Origin of the sequence: Corynebacterium sp. HMSC074A09, assembly GCF_001811545.1 — a bacterium.
Lineage (GTDB): Bacteria > Actinomycetota > Actinomycetes > Mycobacteriales > Mycobacteriaceae > Corynebacterium > Corynebacterium hiratae.
The window spans coordinates 68,724-90,988 of sequence record NZ_KV805175.1; the positions used below are offsets into that span (position 1 = coordinate 68,724).

A 22,265-nucleotide genomic window follows, 5' to 3' on the forward strand; every position below is an offset into this window, starting at 1 on the left:
TTACTTGAGCAAGCGGGCGGCGTCCGTGGCGAAGTAGGTCAGGATCTGATCCGCGCCCGCGCGCTTGAACGCGGTCAAGGACTCCAGCATAACGGCCTCGCCATCGATCCACCCGTTCTGGGAAGCGGCCTGAATCATCGCGTACTCGCCGGAGACCTGGTATACAGCTACCGGCACGGAGGAGCGCTCGACAGCACCGGCCAGCACATCGAGGTACGGCAGGCCAGGCTTAACCATGACGATGTCCGCGCCTTCCTCGATGTCCAGGTCCACTTCCAGCATGGACTCGCGGAAATTACGCGGGTCCTGCTGGTAGGTGCGGCGATCCCCCTCTAGGGAGGAGCCCACGGCATCGCGGAAGGGGCCGAAGAAGGCCGAAGCGTACTTGGCCGAGTAGGCCATGATGGCAACATCCTCGTGGCCGGCCTCATCGAGGGCCTCGCGGATCGCGGCAATCTGACCATCCATCATGCCGGAAGGGCTGACCATGTGCGCGCCAGCACGGGCCTGGGAGCGGGCCATATCCTGGTAGAGCTCCACGGTTTCATCGTTGAGCACGCGGCCCTGGTCATCGACCACGCCGCAGTGGCCGTGGGAGGTGAACTCGTCGAGGCAGGTATCCGCCATGACGATGAGGTCATCGCCGAATTCCTGACGCAGCTCCGCAATCGCCACGTTGAGGATGCCCTGCGGGTCCCAGGCCACGGAGCCGGTCGCGTCCTTATCCTCTTCGCGCGGCACGCCGAAGAGGTCAACGCAGGTCACGCCCGCATCGAGGGCCTCGTGCGCGGCACGCTTGAGGGAATCCAGGCTGTGCTGCTGCACGCCCGGCATGGAGGGGATATCACGGGGTTCGTTCAGACCGTCGACCACGAACATCGGGAGGATGAGGTCGGAGGGGCGCAGCGAGGTTTCCGCAACCAAATCCCTAAAAGCCGGGTTCTGACGTAGGCGGCGGGGGCGGCGAGCAATGCTCATGAGTAAAAACTCTCCTTTGAGCTACGAGAAAATTGAACTACCTTCTCGACTCTAGTCGCCCCTCTCCTGCCCGCCCAGAAGCGGTCTACGCCGTCTTCTTGCGCGAGCGGCGCTTCTTGCGCGGAGCAGGAAGGTTGCCGGCAGCGCGCAGGGCCGCGACGTGGTCAGCGAGGGCGTCGACAAGCATCGGCACGTCCGCGACCTCCGGGACCACGTCCACGCGCAGGCCCACTTCCTCGGCCGCCGCCTTGGTGGAGGGGCCGATGCAGGCGATGATGGTGCGGGCATGCGGCTTGCCGGCAATGCCGACGAGGTTGCGTACCGTCGACGGCGAGGTAAAGGCCACGGCGTCGAAACCGCCAGTCTTGATCATGTCGCGGATCTCCGCGGCCGGCGGGGCCGCACGAACGGTACGGTAGGCCACGACATCATCGACTTCCCAGCCCAAGTCCAGCAGGCCAGTCACCAGCGCCTCGCCTGCAATATCGGCGCGCGGCAGCAGCACACGCCCCACAGCGTCGATGTCTTCAACATAGTTTGGGAAAACCTCGACGAGACCCTCGGCGTTCTGCTTCGTTGCCGGCGGCAGCAGCTCCGGGACCATGCCCTTAGAGCGAATCGCATCGGCGGTCTTCTGCCCCACCGCGGCGAGGTGCACGCCGGCGAAATCGCGGGCATCGAGGCCGAGTTCCGCAATCTTCTTCCACACCGCGCTCACCGCATTGACGGAGGTGAACACGACCCACTTGTAGCGGCCTTCGACGATACCCTTGATGGCGCGATCCATCTGCGCCGGATTGCGTGGCGGTTCCACGGAGATGGTGGGCACCGACTGCGGGATAGCGCCGTGACCAGCCAGACGGGCGCTCATCGCCGCGGCCTGCTCCTTCGTGCGCGGCACCAGCACGCGCCAGCCATAGAGCGAACGGTTCTCCCACCAGGAGTACTTCGAGCGATCATCAAAGCTGCGACCCAGCGTGACCACGAGCTCGCCCGGCAGCTCAGCATCAAGTTTGCCCAGCGTGCCCAGCGTGGTCTCGTGGGTGCGCTGCAGGCGCGTGGTGCCGTGAACGGTGACATATGCTTCCGTCTCCGCGGGCATTCCGCGCTCCACCAACTCGGCGGAAATGACCGGCAGGTCATCCGCCGTGGCCTGCAAAACCAGCGGCTGCGTCGCGGTGGCCAGCGCGTCCCAGTCCGCCCCTTGCGTGATATCAGCCTCGGTGTACGTGGCACCGAGAGCAATGCCCGCAAAGGAGGGAACCGTCGAAGGCAGAGACATGCCCGGAACCACCTGGAATTCCATGCCTGCGTTGGCCACGGCGGTAATCTCCGCCTTGATGGATTCGCGGTTGAGCGGGTTACCGGTAACCAGGCGGATCACGTCGTGGCCCTCGGCGCGCTCGAGCGCGTTACGCAGTTGCTTGACGACGTCCCCCTCGACCTCCTCAAAGACCGCCGCCGTCGGCGGTGCTGGGCGCGGCGGCTTGCGGCGCGCGCCCGCTTCCTTGGCCGCGGCGCAGATGCGCTCGTACTCTTCCTCGGCGGCGTCGAGAAGCTCCTGCGGAACCGGCACCTGCTGCGCCACCATGTCGCGCACGCCCTGCGAAACCCCCGCGTCGGTGACAACGTTAGCGGTGGTCTCCAGAACCTCGCGGGCGCGGACGGTCAGCAGATCAGGATTACCTGGGCCGGCACCGACGAAGACGACTTTGCCCAGATCAGACTTACCCAGCTCAGGCTGGGTATCCGGCACGGCATTGCTCATAAGGTTCTTTTCTAGTTTGTGGGTTCCGAGTGCCCCGGCGCCGAAGCGTGGCAGGCGCGGGATGGAGATAAGAAAGCCCCTCACTCGCGAGTTAAGGGGCCCTTAATCATTGCTCTCAATGATCGTGTGCTAGATACACACTAAAGGAAAAGGCCCGAAACCAAAAATCTACGTGCGATTACTCCGCTGCCAGTAGGTCTGCAGCTCCCTGCGCGAAGAGCTCCTTGGAGACCGCGCGCCCCAATTCTTCAGCCTCGTCCGCTGTTCCCTGAGCCTGAGCGATGAGCTGGCGGGAGCCGTCGAGAGCGAAGACCCCACCGCGCACGACAAGCTGATCGCCCTCCCAGTGGGAGGTAGCGGCCACCGGCGCGGTGCAACCGGCCTCCAGTTGGGAAAGTACGGTGCGCTCGGCGCGGGTGGCGGCGGTAGCGGGGGCGTCGGCAAGCAGGGCGATGGCCTTCGCCGCCTCGGTCCCCTTGACCGCCTCGATGGCCAGGGCACCCTGCGCGGGCGCGGGCATGAAGATCTCCGGATCGAAGACCTCGGTGGCGCGATCCGCGTAACCCGCGCGCACGAGGCCGGCGTAGGCCAAGAGGACGGCGTCGAGCTCGCCGCTGGTGACCTTGCCCATCCGGGTATCAATATTGCCGCGCAGCGGACGGATGTCCAGGTCTGGGCGTATCGCGCGCAGCTGGCTGATGCGGCGCGGGGCAGACGTACCCACGCGCGCGCCCTCCGGCAGTTCCTTGAGGGTCAGGCCATCGCGGGCAATAAGTGCTTCGCGCACGTCCTGGCGCTGCGGAACCACGAGGTCGAAGCGCTCGTCGGCAGCCGTGGGCAGGTCCTTAAAAGAGTGCACTGCGATCTCGCACTCGCCGCGGGCGACGGCCTCACGCAGGGCCTGGGTAAACACGCCCACGCCGATGCGCTCCACGGGAGCCATATTGACGTCACCCTGCGTGGTGACGATGTGCAGCTCAGCCTCATAGCCTTCCTCTTGCAGCCACTCTTGCACGTGGCCCGACTGAGTCGTGGCCAGGAGGGATCCTCGGGTACCGATCTTCAACATCTATGCGTCCTTTTCTTCCTTAGTGCTTTCCGCGGCTTCCATCTGCGCGGCGTCCGGCAGCTCCGCCACGTCCACGGCGACGCCGCTGCCCTCCAGGTGGAGTCCAAAAAGCTCCTGCAGTGCGGTCTCGTGGCTCACGGTGCCAGAGTTCGCCGCGAGCTGCTTCGCGCGGACCGTGGGCTCGTGCAGCAGCTTATCCGCAACGCGCTTGAGGGCGCGATTGATATCTCCCATCTGGCGCTCATCCAGCTCCGGGTGCTTCTGCTCCAGCCGCGCTACCTCGCACTGGACCAGGTTCGCGGCCCGCTTGCGCAGAGCTGAGACCGCCGGGACGACGTCGCGGACGCGTTGCTCAGAGGCATAGGCTTCCAGCTCTTCGCTGACGATGCGCCGCGCCTGCGCGTGCGGGCTGGTACCGGCGGCCAGGTCGGTATCGGCTGCCTGCAGGGAGTTGCTGAGCCTCTCGATGTTGACCAGATCGACTCCCTCGACCTCTGCCACAGCGTCATCAATATCGCGCGGCAGAGAGAGATCCACGAGCATCAGCTCGCGGTCGGCTACGTGATAGCGCTCGACGTCGGCCGCCGTAATAGTGAAGCCCTGGGCTCCCGTGGCGGAAATTGCCACGTCCACATCGCGCAGGGCCTGGGCGCGCTCCGAGAAGTCGATAACGTCCGCGTACACGCCCGCCTCATGGGCATGCTGTGCCACGCGCTCCGCACGGGCAATGGTGCGGTTCGCGATAATTAGCTGCGCACCCAGGCGCCCCGCGTGCGTTGCCGCGAGCGAGGCCATCGCGCCTGCGCCCAAGATGAGCACGCGCTTGCCCGCGAGATCTTCCCTGCCCATGCGGCTCAGCGCCTGATCAAAAGCAAAGGAGACCATGGAGGAGCCCGCCTCATCGATCTCGGTTTCGGAATGCACCCGCTTGCCGGTGCGCAGCGCGGACTGCGCCAGCGCATGGATGCGCGGGCCGACGGTTCCTTGCTCCGAAGCAAACTGGTAGGCGGTGCGCACCTGGCCGATGATCTGCTGCTCCCCTACCACCATCGAGTCCAAGCCTGAGGCCACCATCATGAGGTGCTCAGCGACGGCGTCGGCATAGCGCACATAGAGATAGGAGCGCAGCTTCTCCTCCTCCACCCCGGAAACGTCAGCGAGGTTGCGCACGACATCCTGGACCCCGGTGTGGAAAGAGTTGGTGACGGTGTATACCTCGAGGCGGTTGCAGGTGGAGATAATCATCGCCTCGCTCAGCGAGCCCGCCGACACCATGGCCCGGCAAGTGTCATTCTGCACGGTCTCGTCCATGCTCAGCTTTTCCAGCAGCGCCACCGGCGCCGACTGATGCGACATGCCCACGACGAGCACACTCATGCACAACCCTCCAGTTTTGCATCATCCCTTTGGATGACATAGATCATCCAAAAGACTACTAGTTGTCATCTCGTTTCCGAAACTCACGGAAGTGCCCACAGAAAGCTAGTCCGCCAGCGCCTGCGCTAGCTCCTCATTGTCCACTTCCCAGCAGGAGAATTCCTCTCCATCAATAACCACAACAGGAACGCGATCGCCGTATTCCATGGCCAGCTCCGCATCCTCATCGACGTTGCACACTTTAAGCTCTGCCCCAGCGTGACGGACCACCGGGGTAATCTGCTCCAGAACGCGCGCGCAGGAGCCGCACGTGGTACGCACCATCAGTTCGACGACGTGGGACATAAAGCTCTCCTCGGTAGGACGTAGAACGTTTCGCGGTTTACTATGGACACGTTAGTCCGCCCACCCTATGAAAGCTGAACGCGTGCCCCTCCCGCTCCCTCCTGGTATGCCCGATTCTCCCCGCGAGTTCCTTGCCAATTGGACCGCTAGCAGGGGAAACTTGCGCAATTTCCTGGAGCAACAGGCTTTCGCCCCGCTCGGCGAAGAGCACCAGCGTACGGCCGGTGAGGCGTCGGCAGCCGCCGCCGTGGAGCACCTCTTCGGCATCGACCTGGACGCCTTCTCCTCCGGCATCGATTCCGTCCAGGGTTCCTTCGAATCGGCGGGGTCGCGCTCCATAACCGAGCCCGACCCAGACATCCCCCAAGACGCCGGCGCTGCTGCCTTCTTCGACGTGGATAACACCTTGGTCCAAGGGTCCTCGCTCGTGTCCTTTGCCTTGGGCCTCGCGCGGCGTCGCTACTTCAAGCTCTCAGAGATCCTGCCCATCGCCTGGAAGCAGCTCAAGTTCCGCATCTCCGGTTCGGAGAATGCCGCTGACGTGGCTGCTGGGCGCGTGCAAGCGCTCGAGTTTGTCAAGGGCCGCTCGGTGGATGAGATGGTGGCTTTGTGCGAGAGCATCGTGGACCAATCCATGGCCCGCAAGGCCTACCCGGGCACGAAGCAGCTGGCGCAGATGCACCTCGACGCTGGCCAGCAGGTATGGCTGGTCACGGCCACCCCCGTGCAGCTGGCGCAGATTCTGGCGCAGCGTTTCGGTTTCACGGGCGCGCTCGGCACAGTGGCGGAGGTCAAAGATGGCCGCTTCACCGGCCGCCTCGTCGGCGATATCCTCCACGGTCCAGGTAAAAAGCACGCCGTGGCGGCGCTCGCCACCTTGGAGAACCTCGATCTTGAGCGCTGTACCGCCTACTCCGACAGCGCCAACGATGTCCCGATGCTCTCCATGGTGGGGACCCCGGTGGCCATTAATCCAGATTCCAAGCTGCGCGATATTGCAGAGGAAAAAGGCTGGCTCATCCGCGACTACCGCTCGGTACGCAAGGCCGTTCGCACCTACGGCCTCCCGGCACTCGCCACCGCGCTCTTCTCCTATGGCAGCTGGCGCTTCGTGCGCCGCTAGTCGCTGCTTTGAGCCTTGGTGCGCAGCATGTCCATGCACATGACCGCACCAATCAGCCCGGCATGCTGTTGCGGGTCGAGTCCCGGCGCAATGCTGAGGCGGTACGTGTTCTTCCCGGTTAGGAATCTGCCCACGCCTCCCCACTCGTTGCGTACCTCTGCCAGCGGCTGCCCCTGGCTGGTAATCGTGATATTCCAATCCCAGACATCGCCTTCAATCTCGATCTCCGGAAAGCCCTCCATTTCTAGGCTCAGCCGCGTCTTGAACATGGCAAACCGCTTGGTCACGATCGCCATGGGCTTCTCGACGCCCGGCAGATACACCTCATAGGTATCCTGCACGAAGTTGGGCGGATCCTTGATCACCATGAGCGGCTGTTGCGGGTTTCCCTGCTCATCCGTGAAGGCAACTTGAAGGCTGCGGGAGGCGTTGAAGAACATGTCCTTCAGGCTCGTCGACTGCAGAATCGTCCCGACGGGCACGCCCTCGTCATCGGCGATCAGGAATTCATCCTGCATGAAGGACTTGGTCTGCGAAATAACCAGGCTGTTAAGAGTGAGGAGTCGAGGCAACATAGTTCGCTATTTTACGTACGCGATGAGCTCCTGTGGGGTGAGAAGGATGGCACTCCCCACTCGGTGTATAGCGACAAATACAGGCTCCATAACCCCCTCCCAGATATCCCAATAATGCCAGGTAGAGATAGATGTCCGGGGCATATTTTATAGTGCGTTTAGAACATATCATCGACACGTCAATCTCGGGGGATACCGTGAATACCGCCACCCAAACCGCCTACTTTTCCCATATGAACCCTGACTGCGCCCTCGCCGTGGAGCGCAGCGCCGCTCGCCGTGCAGACTACCGCTCGTGGGTAGCCGCCATGCCAGACCTCGATGAGGATTTCGGGGTCGCGTGCCAGAGGCTCGTCGCCAAGCTTGGCGTCGGGGACTACACCGTTAGTGAATGCTGTCTAGCCGTGCACCGCCTCACGGAGCTACCGCAGGTCAAGGCCCTACAAGACAGCCAGTTCTTGCTCGATATGAAAGCGCTCATCACCATCGACCGCACCTTGACCAAGCTGGGCGCGCTGCCTGCGGAAACACTCGCGCTTATCGACGACGCCCTTGCCACCTTCTTCACCCCTACCTCACCGAACCAGGTCTTTCCTACCCCGGCGCAGATTGGGCGCAAGGTGCGCGATATCTGCAAGAGCATCAACAAGTCCTTTTCCTTCCGCGATTCCCCGAAGAAGGACTCATATACTTTTACCGATACTGGCGAGCGCGGCATCCTCGAGCTCAATACCGATAGCGCCACGGGCATGATTTTGGATGGCTACATCAAGCAGGCAGCAAAGGAAAACGGCCTTTCACAGGCCGATGCCCTGAAGAAGCTCATCGCCGGCAGTATCTCTCCGCCCGCGACCGTCATTCTGCACACCTATCAAGCCAGCGATATCGACAACGCTCCCACCTTCGTCCAAGGGCACGGTTGGACGTCACAGGACATTCCCGCAACACGCACGCGCGACCTTTCCTCGCAGCCGCCGGAGTCAGCCAGCTACGTTTGTTCAGAGCTCATCCGCAAATACGTGGAGGGCCGGGACGGCACCTGCCGCGCTCCGGGATGCAACCGGCCGGCCTACCTGTGCCAAATGGACCACCGCATTAACTACGCCGATGGCGGTGCCACACACCCGCGCAACTTGGCCAGCTTGTGCCAGCACCACCACAACATGAAGACTGATGGGCGCACGCACTATATCATGGATCCGCATACTGGGGACATCGTGTGGCTCTACGAGGACGGAACGTGGGCCATGACGGAGCCGACTGGCCCGCTGGCAAAGAAGAACAAGCGTTGGGCCCAGACGGTAGCCCAAAAGATTTCAGCCACCCGCGAGCGCGCCTACGAGGAAGCACAAGAGGCTCACAACGCGCACGACGCTGCCGAGGAACCCCGCACCCCCAGCACCCCGCAGGAAGATATTCCGTTCTAAGCGGTGTCGTCGTTTGAAACGACGGCGCGGTCATCTGAAATGACGGGAAGGAGAAAAGATAACAGAAACTCCCCGCCACGATCCCAAAAGGACCATGCGGGGAGTTTGCAGGCGAAGCTTTACTTGCCCAGCTTACGGCGCTGAACGCGGGTGCGGCGAAGCATCTTGCGGTGCTTCTTCTTGGACATGCGCTTGCGGCGCTTCTTGATGACAGAACCCATAGCAGGTTTCCTCACTTTCGGTATCAGTACGTACGTAACCCGGCCGGCAACGCCTGGAATAAAACCACCCACGGTGCACTCGAGGCGGCCCCCGCGAAACGGGGAGACACAGGCATACCAGTGCCGAAACGAATGTTCACTATCTTACCTAGTGGCCTGCCCAGCACCAAAACTAACGGCAGCGCCCACCGCCGTGGACCGCGAGGGTCCGCAGTGGTGGGCGCTGTCAGAGAGAGGTGTGCGCTAGGCTCCGTACACGGAAGCCTCAAGGTATTCCTTGACGGCGGATTCGTGAACGCGGAACGAGCGTCCCACGCGCACTGCCGGCATGTCACCTGCATGAACCAACCTGTACACCGTCATCTTGGAGACACGCATGATCTCCGCAACTTCGGCGATGGTCAGGAAAGTTCCCTTATCTTCATTCGTCATAGTTTATTTAACCCTTCAGCACGTGACGCGCTGTAGGCTTCCCCTCCCACAGGACTATCACGCACGCGCTCCTGCCAGCTTAGCGTGAAACCTGTGACTAATGCGACCCAAGTGCTAATTTTTTCCTCTTTCACACCGTTGTTCCCCATCAAGCCCGAATGACAACAGGTGTCACATCGCTCCCAGGGCGGTGGAGAACTCTAGGCAAGTTCCTGCGCACGCTGGGAACATGCCTCAGCGGCGCGGAAAAAGGCGCCTCGAAGTCCGGACTCCTCGAGCTCGCGAAGGGCAGCGGCAGTGGTTCCCCCCGGGGAGGTTACCCCTGCGCGCAAAGCGACCGGATCCTTACCGGATTCAGCCAACATTTCACCCGCGCCCTGTGCAGTGCGGGTGGCCAGCTTCTCGGCAACGTCGCGGGTGAGGCCGAGTTGTACGCCGGCATCAATGAGCGCTTCGGTGACTAGGAAGTAGTAGGCAGGTGCAGAGCCGGCCAGGGCGGTAGCGGCATCGATGTGTTTTTCTTCGATGACGGCGACCTCACCGACGGCCTCCAGCAGTTTGACCACGCCGTCGAGCTGCTCCTTCGTGACGTGGGAACCACCCGCGCAGGTGCACATGCCCTTGCCCACCAACATGGGGGTATTCGGCATGACGCGGACGACGGGCACGCCCTCGCCTGCGGCCTTCTCCAGGGTGTCGAGGGTCAGACCAGCCGCCATGGAGGCAACCACCGCTGTCTTGGGGATGTCGAGCCCATCGAGAAGTTCCTCGATGGCATAGGGCTTCACACACGCAAAGATGTAGTCGGCGCCGTCGATCGCCGCAGCATTATCGCTGGTAACACTTACGCCGTAAGCGTCCTTCAGCTCCTCACCACGCTCGGAGCGGCGGTTGGTCACCACAATGTCCGCGGCCTCGTAGCCTGCGTTCACCAGCCCGGAAACTAGGGCTTCGCCGATTTGTCCTCCACCAAGTACTGCAATTTTTGTCATGCATCCCAGGGTGCCAGAAAGGCTAGGATGCGGCCACCAGGTCAAGGCTGTGCACGCAGGCTGACCCCGCGCATGCAAAAGGCATCTGTCAGAAGGCGTTTTCAGGGGCAAAGATACCTTGTGACAGATGCCTTATGAGAAGGTGTCCTATGGAGCTAATTCTTACATCACAACGAGCAGCGGGCCGAAGGTAAGCACGAGGCCGGCAACGGCTGCGAGGAACATCGACAAACCATCGCGGCTGGTACGCAGTGCGTGGACGATTCCGACGATGACGCCAGTGACGACGACGCCGAGCACGACGACGACTAGGCGGTCGAAGCGGTCCCAGAGAATTTCAAAGCCCTTGAATACGATTGCACCGAGCACGATACCCACGAGGGCGAGCAGGACGACGGCGAAGGGGTTGAGCTTGCCCTCCTCCTCGTCGTCGTAGTCTTCGTCGTACTCTTCACGGTCCTGATCGACTGCCTCGAGCTCCCCCGTGGTGAAGGTGTCATCCTCGGTTGCTACCGCAGCCGCCGGTGCGGTCTTGTCAGCGACCTTTGTTTCGACCTTATCGTCGGTTTTTTCTTCGACCTTCGACTCGGCCTTAGCCTCAGTCTTCTTTGCCTCAGCCTTCTCCTTAGGCTCGTCCTTGACCTTTTGGATAACACGCGTGTCCTCATCAGAGGGCTGGGAGCGCTTGGTCTCCGGCTCAGCTGACTTCTCTACTGGGACAGCAGCAGCCTGAGGCTTGTCAGCCTTCTTCTTGGATTCCTCCTGCTGAGGAGTCTCCTGCTTAGGCTGTTCCTTCTGCTCCTTCTTCGGTGCAGGAATGACCGGGGCCGTTTCGTCAATGGAGACGCTGGAGTGCTTTGCCTCGGCCGGAGTTGCCTTGACCCTCTCAAGATTGCCGGTCAGCTCCGCAACCGAGATGCCGCCTTCATCAAGGCTGCGACGACGGCGGCGCGGGGCCTTCTCCTCGCCGGGTCGGTTCTTCGCGTTACGGGCCAGCAGCTCCGCAACTGTCAACTGTTTCTTGTCAGCCACGTTTCTTTCCTATTCCAGTCCCTTATCGGTACGGCGCAAAATGACACCTTCTCGGAGAGCCCAGGGGCAGATCTCCAACTTTTCGATTCCCAGGGCACGCATGCTCGCCTCGGCCACAAGGGCGCCGGCGACGATCTGATGCGATCGGGTAGAACTTACACCCTCAAGGTCTGCCCTGTCAGCTGCAGTCATACGAGAGATGAAGGAAATCAGCTGGCGCAGACCCGGCGCAGTGAGGGTGCGCTTGACGTAGGGACCCGCCGATGACGGTGCGGCACCGGTCAAACGAGCCAGCGTGCGGAAGGTTTTCGAAGTTCCCACGGCCAAGCCAGCGGGGCCCAGCGCGCGCATCTTATCGGCCACGCCGACCAGTTCCGCGTCAATGTAATCCCGCAACAAGTTCACCTTGGATTTCTCCGGCGGGTCAGTATCAAACCAGTTGTGGGTCAGGCGGCCCGCTCCCAGGTCGAGGGAGAAGGCCATCTCCGGATGCTCGTCGGTACCCGTGGATAACTCCAGCGAGCCACCACCAATATCCAGGTTGGTAATGCGGCCAGCGGACCAGCCGTACCACCGGCGGGCGGCGAGGAAGGTCAAGCGCGCTTCCTCCTCGCCCGACAAGATCTCTAGGCGCACGCCGGTTTGCTTTTCCACTTCGTCAAGGACCTCAGCCGAGTTCGTGGCTGAGCGCACGGCGGAGGTAGCAAAGGCGATGAACTCATCACAGCCCAGCTTCTGGCCCAGCTCGGCGGCCTCACCCACGGCGGAAATGAGCTTCTTCATGCCCTTCTCGTGGATGTTGCCGTTCTTGTCTAGCTGTTCCACCAGACGCAGCGGGGTCTTCCAATCGCTCATCGGCGAAGGCCGCCCACCAGTTGCGGCGTCGACCGCAACAAGGTGGACGGTATTACTTCCGACGTCTAATACACCTAATCGCACGCCTCCAGAGTAGTAGGTCTACCGTGGGTAGGTGTGAATCGCCCGAAATCGAATGAAGTTTACCTGGGTTTTCCTGCCTCCTCCCCCGCGGCAGCATCCATCTTGGCCGGCCGCGAAAAGGCCCCCGACTTCCCCAGAGAGTGGTTTGAATTTACGGATCCGAACGATCCACTCCATGTCTTTTCTATCGACCTGACCTGGCTCGAATCGCACTATGCCTGCCAGTTTGGAACGGAGAGGTGCCACGGCATCGATAAGCAACAGCCCGACGTCGGCTGTTGCGTTCACGGCGCCTACATGGCTGATGAGACGGATCGGGAGCAGCTTCACGACGCCGTCTCCCGCATGCCCGCCCGCTTCTGGCAGCACCGCCCAGAGGGGGTAGATGAGTTCCTCCAACACGGAGAACCTGAGGAGCTGGAACCCTGGCTGGAGTGGGATGAACTCGACGGCGACGATGGCGAGCCGGAACCGGCGCTCAAGACGCCGCTTGTCGACGGCGCCTGCATCTTCGCCAACCGCGCCGGCTGGCCCACAGGCGCGGGCTGCGCTATCCACCAGTGGGCGCTCGAGGCGGGCGAGGAGCTTACCGTGGTCAAGCCCGAAGTATGCTGGCAGCTTCCCATTCGCCGGCACGAAGACTATGAGGAGCGCCCCGACGGGGAGGAAATCCTGCGCACCACCATCGGCGAATATGACCGTCGCGGGTGGGGCAACGGCGGCGAGGACTTCGATTGGTATTGCTCGGCGGATCCCTCCTGCCACATAGCGGATGAGCCACTGTGGAAGTCGCAGAAAACCGAGCTCATCGCGCTACTCGGCGAGGAGAGCTACGAGATTCTGGCCACGCACTGCGAGGCCCGGGCGCGCTCCGGGGTCGACTTCCCGCGGCACCCAGCGGATCCTCGCGCTTAAGCCTCGAACTTGTAGCCGAGGCCGCGCACCGTCACGAGCTGCTGCGGGTGGGAAGGCTCGGCTTCGATCTTGGAGCGCAGGCGCTTGACATGAACGTCGAGAGTCTTGGTGTCACCCACGTAGTCGGCGCCCCAGATGCGGTCGATGAGCTGACCGCGGGTCAACACGCGCCCAGCGTTGCGCAGCAAGTACTCGAGAAGGTCGAATTCCTTGAGCGGCATGGAGACCGGTTCACCGGCGACAAGCACGGTGTGGCGCTCGACGTCCATGCGCACGCGACCGCCTTCCAGAATCTGATCGTCCGGCTCCTCCTCGGCGTTGTCAGAGGAGACGTCGTGGCCGCGGCGCAGCACCGCGCGGATGCGGGCGATGAGCTCGCGGGAGGAATAAGGCTTAGTTACGTAGTCATCAGCGCCAAGCTCGAGGCCCACGACCTTGTCGATTTCAGAATCGCGCGCAGTCACCATGATCACCGGCACGGAGGAGGTCGCACGCAGCTGCTTGCACACGTCAGTTCCGGACATTCCCGGCAGCATGAGGTCCAATAGGACGATGTCCACGTGATTCGCCGCAAACTGTTCGAGCGCGCTGGGCCCGTCTGGGGCGAGGAGTACGTCGAATCCCTCCTTTCGGAGGAGGAAGGCGAGGGGATCGGCCAGCGACTCTTCATCTTCAACGATGAGGATGGTGGTCATTGCGCTTTATCCTTTCGACGAGCTGCTACACGCGCCACGGCGCGCTGCAAACCAGGGGCGGCAGAGCTGACGGCTCCGTCTTCTATATTATCCCGATTAATAAGATTATCTGTTGGCTTTTCTTCCGCATATATAGGGAGCTCGATAGTGAACGTCGAGCCAGTTCCGGGGCGCGACCACAGCTTGATGTTGCCGCCGTGATTAGCCACGACGTGCTTCACAATGGCCAGGCCCAGGCCCGTTCCGCCGGTCTGCCGGGAGCGCGCCTTGTCCACGCGGAAGAAGCGTTCAAACACGCGCTTTTGATCCTCTGGGGCGATGCCAATGCCGCGGTCCGTGACGCGAATGTGAACGACCTTCCCGCCGACCACCTTCTGCGTTACCGACACCGGTAGTTCATCTGGCGAATAGTGGATGGCGTTGGAGATCAGGTTGGAAATCGCCGTCACCAGGAGGGACTTATCTCCCATCACCTTGACGCCTGCGGATTCGCCGCGGGTGAGCTGGTTGTGGTGGGAATCGGCAGCGAGTTGGTTGCGGGTGATGGCTTCATCAATGACCTCATCGAGGTCGAGCGGCTCCATCTCCGGGAGGGCCTCCGCCCCCTGCAACTTGGACAGGGAGATGAGCTCGCTGACCATGTCCGCCATGCGCGCCGCTTCCTTCTGCACCTTGCTACCGAAGTACTCGACGTGCTCGGGGTCCCCGGTGTCCTGGAGGAGCGCCTCGGCTAGCAGGGCGATGCCGCCCACCGGGGTCTTCAGCTCGTGCGACACGTTGGCCACGAAGTCACGACGAGCGGATTCCATGCGCACCGATTCGGATTCGTCGGTGCCGTAGACGATGACGAAGCGATCATCGTTGAGCGTCAGCGGCTGGACCACTGCGCGCACCTGAATCACGCGGTTACCGGTGCGCCGTTTGGGGATGGCGAGGTCCAGTGTGCGGGTCTCTTTGTCTTCAAAGACCTCTTCTGCGACCTTCCAAATGTCGGGGTTCACCGCACGGTCGTGCACCATCGACATTTCATGGGCAGCGGGGTTAGAGAAGATGACCTCTTTCGTGCGCGAAAGCACAGTCATTCCAGATGGGGAACCCCCCACGGCGAGGTGCAGAACCTGGCTAACACTGGTGACCTGGTTAGCGTCTGCATCACGAACGCGGCGGCGCTCCATCCGTTCACGGATCCGGGTGATCACCGGTATGGCCAGGCCGCAGGCCACCACACCGGCGAGGAAAGCGAGTACCAGTTCCACAATCATTCACACCCCTACAAAGAATCCCCAAGGAGTATAGGCTCCCTGGGGATCGTGCGCAGCACGCAGCTTCCTGGGCGGTTACTTCTTTCCGCCCTGGGCAGCCACGGCAGCGGCGCCGGCAGCAGCAGCTTCCGGATCCAGGTAAGTGCCGCCCGGGTTCACAACCGAACCGTCCTCGGTGATCTCGTAAACCAGCGGGATACCGGTCGGAATATTAAGTCCGGCAATCTCCTCATCGGAGATCTGATCCAGGTGCTTGACCAGTGCGCGCAGGGAGTTGCCGTGCGCGGCGATGAGAACGGTCTCACCCTTCTTGGCGCGCGGCAGAATCTCTTCCTCGAAATAAGGAACGAAGCGCTCGACGACGTCCTTCAGGCACTCGGTGCGCGGAACCTGATCCAGGCTGGCGTAGCGCGGGTCACCGGCCTGGGAGTACTCGGCGCCATCCTCCAGCTCAGGCGGCGGGGTGCCGTAAGAACGACGCCATGCCATGAACTGCTCCTCGCCGTACTTATCCTTGGTCTCTGCCTTATTAAGGCCCTGCAGGGCGCCGTAGTGGCGCTCGTTGAGGCGCCAGTCGCGCACAACCGGGATCCAGTGGCGGTCCGCAGCGTTGAGCGCAATATTGGCGGTGCGGATGGCACGGCGCAGCAGGGAGGTGTAGACGATATTCGGCAAGATGCCCTGTTCCTTGAGCAGCTCGCCGCCACGCTTGGCCTCGCCCTCACCCTTGGCGGTGAGGTTGACGTCAACCCAACCGGTGAACTGGTTGGACTCGTTCCATTCGGACTGTCCGTGTCGAAGTAGAATCAGCTTTCCGTTACTCATAAACACCAGCATGCCACGTTTTTCGACAGCGCGTCAGGTGGTTTTAATATCCGATTGCCCGGCGCGCGTGGCAATCCGGAATCTCGACACTCATCGCATCGGCGTAAATATTCTCCAGCTGGGTGGCCGCCGCTGCCCAGCTGAACTGTTGGGCGTGATCGACGGCGGCTTCGCCCATGGCGATGCGGCGGGGATCGTCGTCAAGCAGCTGCTCCAATGCGTCCGCCCAGTCCTGCGCTGAGTGTGAGTGGACGAGCAAGCCCGTGTCACCGTCCGCGACGGCGATGGGCAGCCCGCCGACGGCCGCGGCCACCACGGGCGTTCCGGAGGCCTGCGCCTCCATGGCCACCAGCCCGAAGGACTCGTTATAGCTGGGAACCGCGACGATATCCGCGGCCTGGTAGATGGCCACGAGCTCCTGCGGCGGGCGCGGGCTGAGGAAACGCACCACACGCTCCACCCCCAGCTCACGGGCCAGATTGTGATAGGTATCCGGAGAGGAATTCGCCCCGGAGGCCCCACCACAGATTACGACGCGCAAGCTGCGATCCGGATCGCGCTCCATCAGCTCCGCGGTAGCGCGAATCAGAACCTCGGGGCCTTTGAACTTTTGCAGGCGGCCCACGAACGCCACCACCTTGGTGTGCAGCGGGATGCCCAGCTGGCGGCGGGCGCGCTCCGTCATGCGGTCCGTTCCCGGGGTATACAGCTCGGTGTCCGCACCCGGGGAGACCACGACGATCCTTTCCGGGGAGGCGTCGTAATGCTCGATCAGATCGCGGGTTTCCTGGGCGGTGTTGACCACGAGGATGTCAGCGTTATCCACCAGTTGCTGCTCGCAAATGCGACGCGCCTCGGTTTCCGGGGTGTCATCGAGCGTGCGGTGCACGTTCTTCACAGCAGCCAAGGTGTGCGCGGTGTGGACGAGAGGAATATCCCACAGATCGCGCAGCAACCAGCCCACTTGGCCGGAGAGCCAGTAATGGGAGTGGATGACGTCATACTCCACCTCAAAACAGCGCGCGAAGTTGAAGATGCCGCCCGTGAACGCGGCCAGCTGGGTGGGCAGTTCCTCTTTGCTGAGGCCTTCATAGGGCCCCGCCACAATGTTGATGACGCGCAGGCGTTCCTCGACGTCCACCACTTCCCCCTGACTGGGGCGCGTGGCGCGAGTGAAAATATCGACCTCTACGCCGAGGCGTGCGAGCTGGCGGGCAGTGTTGAGAACATAGACGTTCATGCCGCCCGCGTCCCCGGAACCGGGCTGTTCAAGGGGTGAGGTGTGCATGGAAATCATCGCGATGCGCATAATTTTCCAGTGTATCCCGAAACGAGCCGCGTTATACTGGCCCGTACCTCAACCTACGCGACCGAAAGGTGAATCGATGTCGGCATACGAGTCCAAGGCGTGGCTCCAGTACTACCCGGAGTGGACCCCGCACAGCTTGGAGTACGGGGACACCACGCTTCTCGACGTTTACGACAACAACCTCGCGCTCCACCCCGACAAGCCGGCAACCTACTTCTTCGGCCGCACGCAGACCTATGCCGAGCTGGACAAGCAGGTCCGCCGCGCAGCCGCCGGCCTCCGCGCCTTCGGCGTGCGCCCGGGGGACCGCGTGGCCATCGTCGCCCCCAACTGCCCGCAGTTCATCTCCGCCTTTTGGGCCGTGCTCAAGTTAGGCGCCATCGCGGTGCTGCACAATCCGCTTTACACCGCCCACGAGCTGGAGGGCCTGTTTAAGAACCACGGCGCACGCATCGCCATTGCGTGGGATAAGACGGCCTCCACGTTGGAGAAGCTGCGTCCGACGACCTCCCTGGAGACCGTCGTCTCCATCAACATGATCAACGCGATGCCGACTCCGCAGCGCCTAGCCCTGCGCCTGCCGATTCCGCCGCTGAAGTCCAAGCGCGATCAGCTCACCGCCCCGGCCCCGAATACGGTGCCGTGGGAATCCCTCGTGGGCAACGCGATTGGCGGCGATGGTTCTGACGTCATCACCCCAGAGGAAGTCACCAAGGACACCACCGCGCTCATCCTCTACACCTCCGGCACCACCGGCAGCCCCAAGGGCGCGGAGCTGACCCACGGTAACCTCTTCTCCAACCTCTTGATGGGCAAGCACTGGGTACCGGGCCTGGGTGATTCCCCCGAGCGCATGCTCGCAGCGCTCCCCTTCTTCCATGCCTATGGCCTGACCATGAACGCCACCTTGGCGCCGCTCATCGCCAGCGAGCTGGTTCTGCTTCCGAGCCCGCAGATGCCGCTCATCATGGATCTGATGAAGAAGCACACCCCGACGTGGGTGCCGGGTGTGCCGACCTTGTACGAGCGCATCGTGGCGAAGGCGGAAGAAAACGACGTCTCCCTCGACGGCGTGCGCGCGGCCTTCTCCGGCGCTTCGACCCTGCCGGTCAATACCGTGGAGAAGTGGGAAAAGTACACCGGCGGCATGCTCGTGGAAGGCTATGGCCTCACGGAGTGTTCGCCGATCATCGTGGGTAACCCCATGAGCGATGATCGCCGCCCCGGCTACGTGGGCATCCCCTTCCCGGACACGGAGATTCGCATCGCCAACCCGGACAACCTGGATGAGACCATGCCCGATGGTCAGGAGGGCGAGGTTCTCGCTCGCGGCCCGCAGATTTTCAAGGGTTACTTCGGCGATGAGGAAGCCACTAAGAAAGCCTTCCACAATGGCTGGTTCCGCACGGGTGATATGGGCGTGATGGAAGAGGACGGTTTCATCCGTCTAGTCAGCCGCATCAAAGAAATCATCATCACCGGTGGCTTCAACGTCTACCCGGGCGAGGTTGAGGAAACACTGCTGGACCACCCGGACGTGGCGGAGGCCGCCGTGGTGGGCCGCCCGCGTTCGGACGGCTCCGAGGACGTCGTGGCCTGCATCGTGCTGAACGACGGCGCCGCGCTCGATCCCGACGGCCTCAAGAGCTTCTGCCGCGAGCGCCTCACCCGCTACAAGGTTCCGCGCACCTTCTACCACTTCGAGAAGCTGGCCACGGACCAGCTGGGCAAGATTCGCCGCCGCGAGGTTCAGCAGGATCTGCTCGAGCGTCTCAAGGCCGAGAAGTAGCACTCCATAACCCCGGAGCGATCCCTGCGTGATAAACGCACATCGCCGGGGTTATTGATTTGTCCCGAAAAGATTTCGTTACGTTAAGCAACTTTGCTAAGTTTTGCGAGACTTCTGTCACAGATTGGTTATACTGTTCCAAACATAACAAGTTTGACCACCTAAGGAGTTCGCGAACATGTCCGAATCCCCTGCCCAGGCATCCTCCGCCTTTGAGTCGAAAGCCTGGCTCCAGTATTACCCTGAGTGGACTAAGCCCAATCTGGATTACGGCACCGAAACGCTCTTGGACTCCTACCGAGAAACCGTGGAAGAGTTCGGCGAAAGGCCCGCCACGTGGTTCTTTGGCCACCAAATGACCTACCGCGAACTCGATACCCACGTGCGCGCCGCCGCGGCGGGCCTCAAAGCCTTCGGTATTCGCCCCGGCGATCGCGTCGCCGTAGCGCTCCCCAACTGCCCCCAGCACGTGGCGGTCTTCTACGCCATCTTGAAACTCGGGGCGACCGTCGTGGAGCACAACCCGCTCTACACCGCGGCTGAGCTCGAGCCCCTCTTCCAAGATCACGCCGCCCGCGTGGCCGTGGTGTGGGATAAGGCGAGCCCGGTCTTTGAGGAGCTGCGTGATACCACGCCGCTCGAAACGATCGTTACGGTCAACATGATCGAGGCCATGCCGCGCCCCAAGCAGCTGCTACTGCGCTTGCCGCTTCCCATCATTAAGGACAAGCGCGCCGAGCTCTCAGTTCCCGCCCCTAACACCGTTCCGTGGAGCACGCTCACCGGGCGCGCCATCGGCGGACAAGGCCAGAAGCTACAGGATGCCAAGGTCAACCGCGAAGATACCGCGCTGATCCTTTACACCTCCGGAACCACTGGCAAGCCCAAAGGCGCGGAGTTAACCCACTCCAACCTGTACTGCAACATGAAGATGGCGGAAGCGTGGGTCCCCGAAATCGGCAAGAAGCCCGAGCGCATGCTCGCTGCCCTCCCCCTCTTCCACGTCTATGGCCTCACCCTCATCGCAGCCCTCGGCGTACACATTGGCGGCGAGTTGGTCCTCACCCCGGCGCCAAAGATTCCGCTGCTCCTCGACATTATGAAGAAGCGCCGCCCCACGTGGATGCCGGGTGTACCCACGATCTACTCCAAGGTCATGGAGGCAGCCAAGGAACAGAACATCGATCTCCACGGCATCGAAAACAGTCTCTCGGGTGCAGCGGCGTTGCCAGAGGACATCGTTGAGGAATGGGAAACACTCACCGGTGGCCTACTCGTGGAAGGCTACGGGCTCACGGAAACCTCGCCGATTGTCGCTGCAAACCCGCTCAACAAGAGCCGCCGCCCCGGCTACATCGGCATTCCCTTCCCGGATACCGAGGTGCGCATCGGCAACCCAGACAACCTCAGCGAGACCCAGCCGGATGGCACCGCGGGCGAGCTTCTCGTGCGCGGGCCGCAGGTATTCAAGGGTTACTTCAACATGCCGGAGGCCACCGAGCAGTCCTTCCACGATGGTTGGTACCGCACGGGCGACATGGCGATCATGGAGTCCGATGGCTTCATCAAGATCGTCTCCCGCATCAAGGAGATGATCATTACCGGCGGTTTCAATGTGTACCCGGCCGAGGTGGAAGACGTTATCCGCCAGCACCCGGACGTCACCAACGTGGCCATCGTCGGCCGCCCGCGCGCGGATGGCTCCGAGGATGTCGTGGCCTGCATCATCCTGGAGGATGGCGCGGTGCTCGATCCGGAGGGCCTCAAGGATTACTGCCGCGAGCGCCTGACCCGCTACAAGGTACCGCGTACCTTCTACCACTTCGAGCACCTGGCCTCCGACCAGCTGGGCAAGGTCCGCCGCCGCGAAGTGCAGAAGGACCTCCTAAAACTGCTCGGCGAAGAGGCCCCCGCCTAGGCCGCGCGGTCGATATAGCGCATCACGCGCGTGGGGTTGAAGGTTCGGTAGAACGCTTCACCAGCACCGACAAGCTGGCTCACCAACGTGCTGAGCTGCCAATCTAGCTGTTCGTCGGTGTAGCCCCACTTCGTGGGAATGCGGGCCGTGGTCACCAAGACGAGGTCCTGCTCTTGGCCGCCATCGAGGTTCACGGCCTCGATGCGCGCGGAGTAAACGTATTGATCATCGTTCATAAACTCAGCCCAGCGCACGAGCGCATCCAGGTCACACGCGCAGCGGCCGGAGGGGGTGACGAGGCTGAGCTCAATATCCCCGGAGCCATCGAGGGCGGATTCAATGGCGATCGTGTGCTCATTGATGAGGATGCTCACGGCCCCGTTCTTGTTATCCACCACGTGGATGGGCGTGCCGATCATCGCCAAGCGTGTGGCGCGTTCATGTACCCGCCACATCCCCACTACTGACACCCCATAGGCCTCACTGAAATAGTGAGGCGACACCGGCTTGAGCCCAGAGCCTTTCCGCGGCTTTGAGCGATCTTCCGAAAATTGCTCATCCAAGCGCGCGAAGACCGCTGACATCTCGGCCGCATAGCCCGCGATAATGCTCTTGAGCTGAGCATTCGTGGCCGTCGACGGCAGATAGGGCGGCGCGAAGACCCGCAGGTGGGTATGCATAGCGGAGCTTCCACAGGGCTCGGCCACGAGGCTGCCGGATATTGCACCGCCGTTGAGATCGTTGACTTCCATACGCAACGGCTGCCGGTCCGGGTCGAAGCACACCGCGCCGCCCCAATACCCAAGGACGCAGAGGCCGCCCATCTCTTCGTTGACGTCGATGCTTAAGAATCCGCCCGCAATCTTGATGGTGGGCATGCCGGTCGAGGAATCCTCCTCAAGCTTTCCGGCCAGCTTGGTCATGGTTTTGATAACTCGGCTTTTGCTGAGCCGAGCCGGTGTCTTAGTCGTTTTCTCTGGTGTTGATTGAGACATAGTCCCCCCTAGTTTTTCTTTTCATTCATGCTGCGCGGGCCGATGCCGAGCCACCCCTGCTCCTCCCCGAGCCGCTGCAGTGAGCCCGAGGATACAAAAGGTTGGGCAACTTCGCGCGGCGAGCGCTGAGAAAGAGTGCCCCCGCCACCAAACGTGAGAAAAACCTCACATTTTCCGCGCGGGAGACAGCTTTGCGCGAAAGCTTCGACTACGGTGGCACATCATGATTGTTCTGTAGGGCTAACTAATCCTGCCCACAGCTCTTCATAAAACCGTTCC

General features: G+C 62.1%; 21 protein-coding genes. 5 read left to right on the plus strand and 16 right to left on the minus strand.

The genetic code is table 11. The features are described from left to right. From hemB to HMPREF2807_RS12835, 5 genes are all read right to left on the minus strand, one after another. Nucleotides 1–978 carry a porphobilinogen synthase gene (gene hemB, locus HMPREF2807_RS12815; RefSeq protein ID WP_049154862.1) on the minus strand — a complete coding sequence of 326 codons (978 nt, stop codon included), beginning with the start codon at nucleotides 976–978 and terminating at the stop codon, nucleotides 1–3. A gap of 85 nt (nucleotides 979–1,063) precedes the next feature. Then, entirely contained in the window at nucleotides 1,064–2,746 is a 1,683-nt protein-coding gene (locus HMPREF2807_RS12820; RefSeq protein WP_049154863.1) for a bifunctional uroporphyrinogen-III C-methyltransferase/uroporphyrinogen-III synthase, read from the minus strand. Between the two features lie 178 nt (nucleotides 2,747–2,924). Continuing rightward, entirely contained in the window at nucleotides 2,925–3,815 is an 891-nt protein-coding gene (hemC, locus tag HMPREF2807_RS12825; RefSeq protein ID WP_070513451.1) for a hydroxymethylbilane synthase, read from the minus strand. Further along, a complete protein-coding gene (locus tag HMPREF2807_RS12830; RefSeq protein WP_070513453.1) occupies nucleotides 3,816–5,192 on the minus strand; it encodes a glutamyl-tRNA reductase in 1,377 nt (458 codons plus the stop codon). It lies immediately after the preceding gene. 105 nt (nucleotides 5,193–5,297) lie between these two features. Then, on the minus strand, nucleotides 5,298–5,537 hold the full coding sequence (locus HMPREF2807_RS12835) for a glutaredoxin family protein (RefSeq protein WP_070513456.1): 240 nt from the start codon (nucleotides 5,535–5,537) through the stop codon (nucleotides 5,298–5,300). A 106-nt stretch (nucleotides 5,538–5,643) separates the two neighbouring features. Here HMPREF2807_RS12835 and HMPREF2807_RS12840 point away from each other — a divergent pair, with 106 nt between their 5' ends. After that, complete coding sequence (locus HMPREF2807_RS12840; RefSeq protein WP_070513459.1) at nucleotides 5,644–6,660, plus strand: HAD-IB family hydrolase; 1,017 nt, start codon at nucleotides 5,644–5,646, stop codon at nucleotides 6,658–6,660. Here HMPREF2807_RS12840 and HMPREF2807_RS12845 read toward each other — a convergent pair. Continuing rightward, nucleotides 6,657–7,235, minus strand: a complete 579-nt coding sequence (locus HMPREF2807_RS12845) for an LURP-one-related/scramblase family protein (RefSeq protein ID WP_070513462.1) — start codon at nucleotides 7,233–7,235, stop codon at nucleotides 6,657–6,659. The two genes, HMPREF2807_RS12840 and HMPREF2807_RS12845, sit on opposite strands and share 4 nt — an antisense overlap. 152 nt (nucleotides 7,236–7,387) lie before the next feature. Between HMPREF2807_RS12845 and HMPREF2807_RS12850 the strand changes: the two genes are divergently transcribed. Further along, a complete protein-coding gene (locus HMPREF2807_RS12850) occupies nucleotides 7,388–8,662 on the plus strand; it encodes an HNH endonuclease signature motif containing protein (protein ID WP_232751688.1) in 1,275 nt (424 codons plus the stop codon). A 119-nt stretch (nucleotides 8,663–8,781) separates the two neighbouring features. Here the strand turns inward: HMPREF2807_RS12850 and HMPREF2807_RS13635 are convergent, their stop codons facing one another. The 5 genes from HMPREF2807_RS13635 to HMPREF2807_RS12870 form a co-directional block, all read right to left on the minus strand. Further along, nucleotides 8,782–8,883: a 30S ribosomal protein bS22 gene (locus tag HMPREF2807_RS13635; protein ID WP_003855542.1), complete on the minus strand. Its 102-nt coding sequence runs from the start codon at nucleotides 8,881–8,883 to the stop codon at nucleotides 8,782–8,784. 243 nt (nucleotides 8,884–9,126) lie between these two features. Further along, a complete protein-coding gene (locus tag HMPREF2807_RS12855) occupies nucleotides 9,127–9,315 on the minus strand; it encodes a helix-turn-helix domain-containing protein (RefSeq protein ID WP_010189818.1) in 189 nt (62 codons plus the stop codon). 200 nt (nucleotides 9,316–9,515) lie between these two features. After that, nucleotides 9,516–10,307: a pyrroline-5-carboxylate reductase gene (gene proC, locus HMPREF2807_RS12860; protein ID WP_070513468.1), complete on the minus strand. Its 792-nt coding sequence runs from the start codon at nucleotides 10,305–10,307 to the stop codon at nucleotides 9,516–9,518. A 162-nt stretch (nucleotides 10,308–10,469) separates the two neighbouring features. After that, nucleotides 10,470–11,339: a hypothetical protein gene (locus HMPREF2807_RS12865; protein WP_070513471.1), complete on the minus strand. Its 870-nt coding sequence runs from the start codon at nucleotides 11,337–11,339 to the stop codon at nucleotides 10,470–10,472. Between the two features lie 9 nt (nucleotides 11,340–11,348). Further along, entirely contained in the window at nucleotides 11,349–12,278 is a 930-nt protein-coding gene (locus HMPREF2807_RS12870; RefSeq protein WP_083306729.1) for a Ppx/GppA family phosphatase, read from the minus strand. A gap of 33 nt (nucleotides 12,279–12,311) precedes the next feature. Here HMPREF2807_RS12870 and HMPREF2807_RS12875 point away from each other — a divergent pair, with 33 nt between their 5' ends. Beyond that, nucleotides 12,312–13,193: a DUF3109 family protein gene (locus HMPREF2807_RS12875; protein WP_070513477.1), complete on the plus strand. Its 882-nt coding sequence runs from the start codon at nucleotides 12,312–12,314 to the stop codon at nucleotides 13,191–13,193. On the opposite strand, the gene HMPREF2807_RS12880 is transcribed toward HMPREF2807_RS12875, so the two are convergent. The 4 genes from HMPREF2807_RS12880 to mshA all read right to left on the minus strand — a co-directional run bounded on the left by HMPREF2807_RS12880 (nucleotide 13,190) and on the right by mshA (nucleotide 17,284). Further along, nucleotides 13,190–13,888, minus strand: a complete 699-nt coding sequence (locus HMPREF2807_RS12880; RefSeq protein WP_070513479.1) for a response regulator transcription factor — start codon at nucleotides 13,886–13,888, stop codon at nucleotides 13,190–13,192. The two genes, HMPREF2807_RS12875 and HMPREF2807_RS12880, sit on opposite strands and share 4 nt — an antisense overlap. Next, the gene (locus HMPREF2807_RS12885; RefSeq protein ID WP_046647817.1) at nucleotides 13,885–15,150 is read right to left on the minus strand and encodes a sensor histidine kinase; all 1,266 of its coding nucleotides are present in this window, start codon (nucleotides 15,148–15,150) and stop codon (nucleotides 13,885–13,887) included. Before HMPREF2807_RS12885 ends, HMPREF2807_RS12880 begins: the two co-directional genes overlap by 4 nt. A gap of 75 nt (nucleotides 15,151–15,225) precedes the next feature. Continuing rightward, entirely contained in the window at nucleotides 15,226–15,975 is a 750-nt protein-coding gene (locus HMPREF2807_RS12890) for a phosphoglyceromutase (protein ID WP_049154647.1), read from the minus strand. A 43-nt stretch (nucleotides 15,976–16,018) separates the two neighbouring features. Next, nucleotides 16,019–17,284, minus strand: a complete 1,266-nt coding sequence (gene mshA / locus HMPREF2807_RS12895; RefSeq protein WP_070513482.1) for a D-inositol-3-phosphate glycosyltransferase — start codon at nucleotides 17,282–17,284, stop codon at nucleotides 16,019–16,021. A gap of 76 nt (nucleotides 17,285–17,360) precedes the next feature. Here mshA and HMPREF2807_RS12900 point away from each other — a divergent pair, with 76 nt between their 5' ends. Then, nucleotides 17,361–19,073: a long-chain-fatty-acid--CoA ligase gene (locus HMPREF2807_RS12900; protein ID WP_070513486.1), complete on the plus strand. Its 1,713-nt coding sequence runs from the start codon at nucleotides 17,361–17,363 to the stop codon at nucleotides 19,071–19,073. A 178-nt stretch (nucleotides 19,074–19,251) separates the two neighbouring features. Continuing rightward, complete coding sequence (locus HMPREF2807_RS12905; protein WP_046647820.1) at nucleotides 19,252–20,991, plus strand: long-chain-fatty-acid--CoA ligase; 1,740 nt, start codon at nucleotides 19,252–19,254, stop codon at nucleotides 20,989–20,991. On the opposite strand, the gene HMPREF2807_RS12910 is transcribed toward HMPREF2807_RS12905, so the two are convergent. Then, nucleotides 20,988–21,914, minus strand: coding sequence for a hypothetical protein (locus tag HMPREF2807_RS12910; RefSeq protein WP_070513489.1), 927 nt, complete (start codon nucleotides 21,912–21,914; stop codon nucleotides 20,988–20,990). The two genes, HMPREF2807_RS12905 and HMPREF2807_RS12910, sit on opposite strands and share 4 nt — an antisense overlap. Between the last annotated feature and the right edge of the window lie 351 nt (nucleotides 21,915–22,265).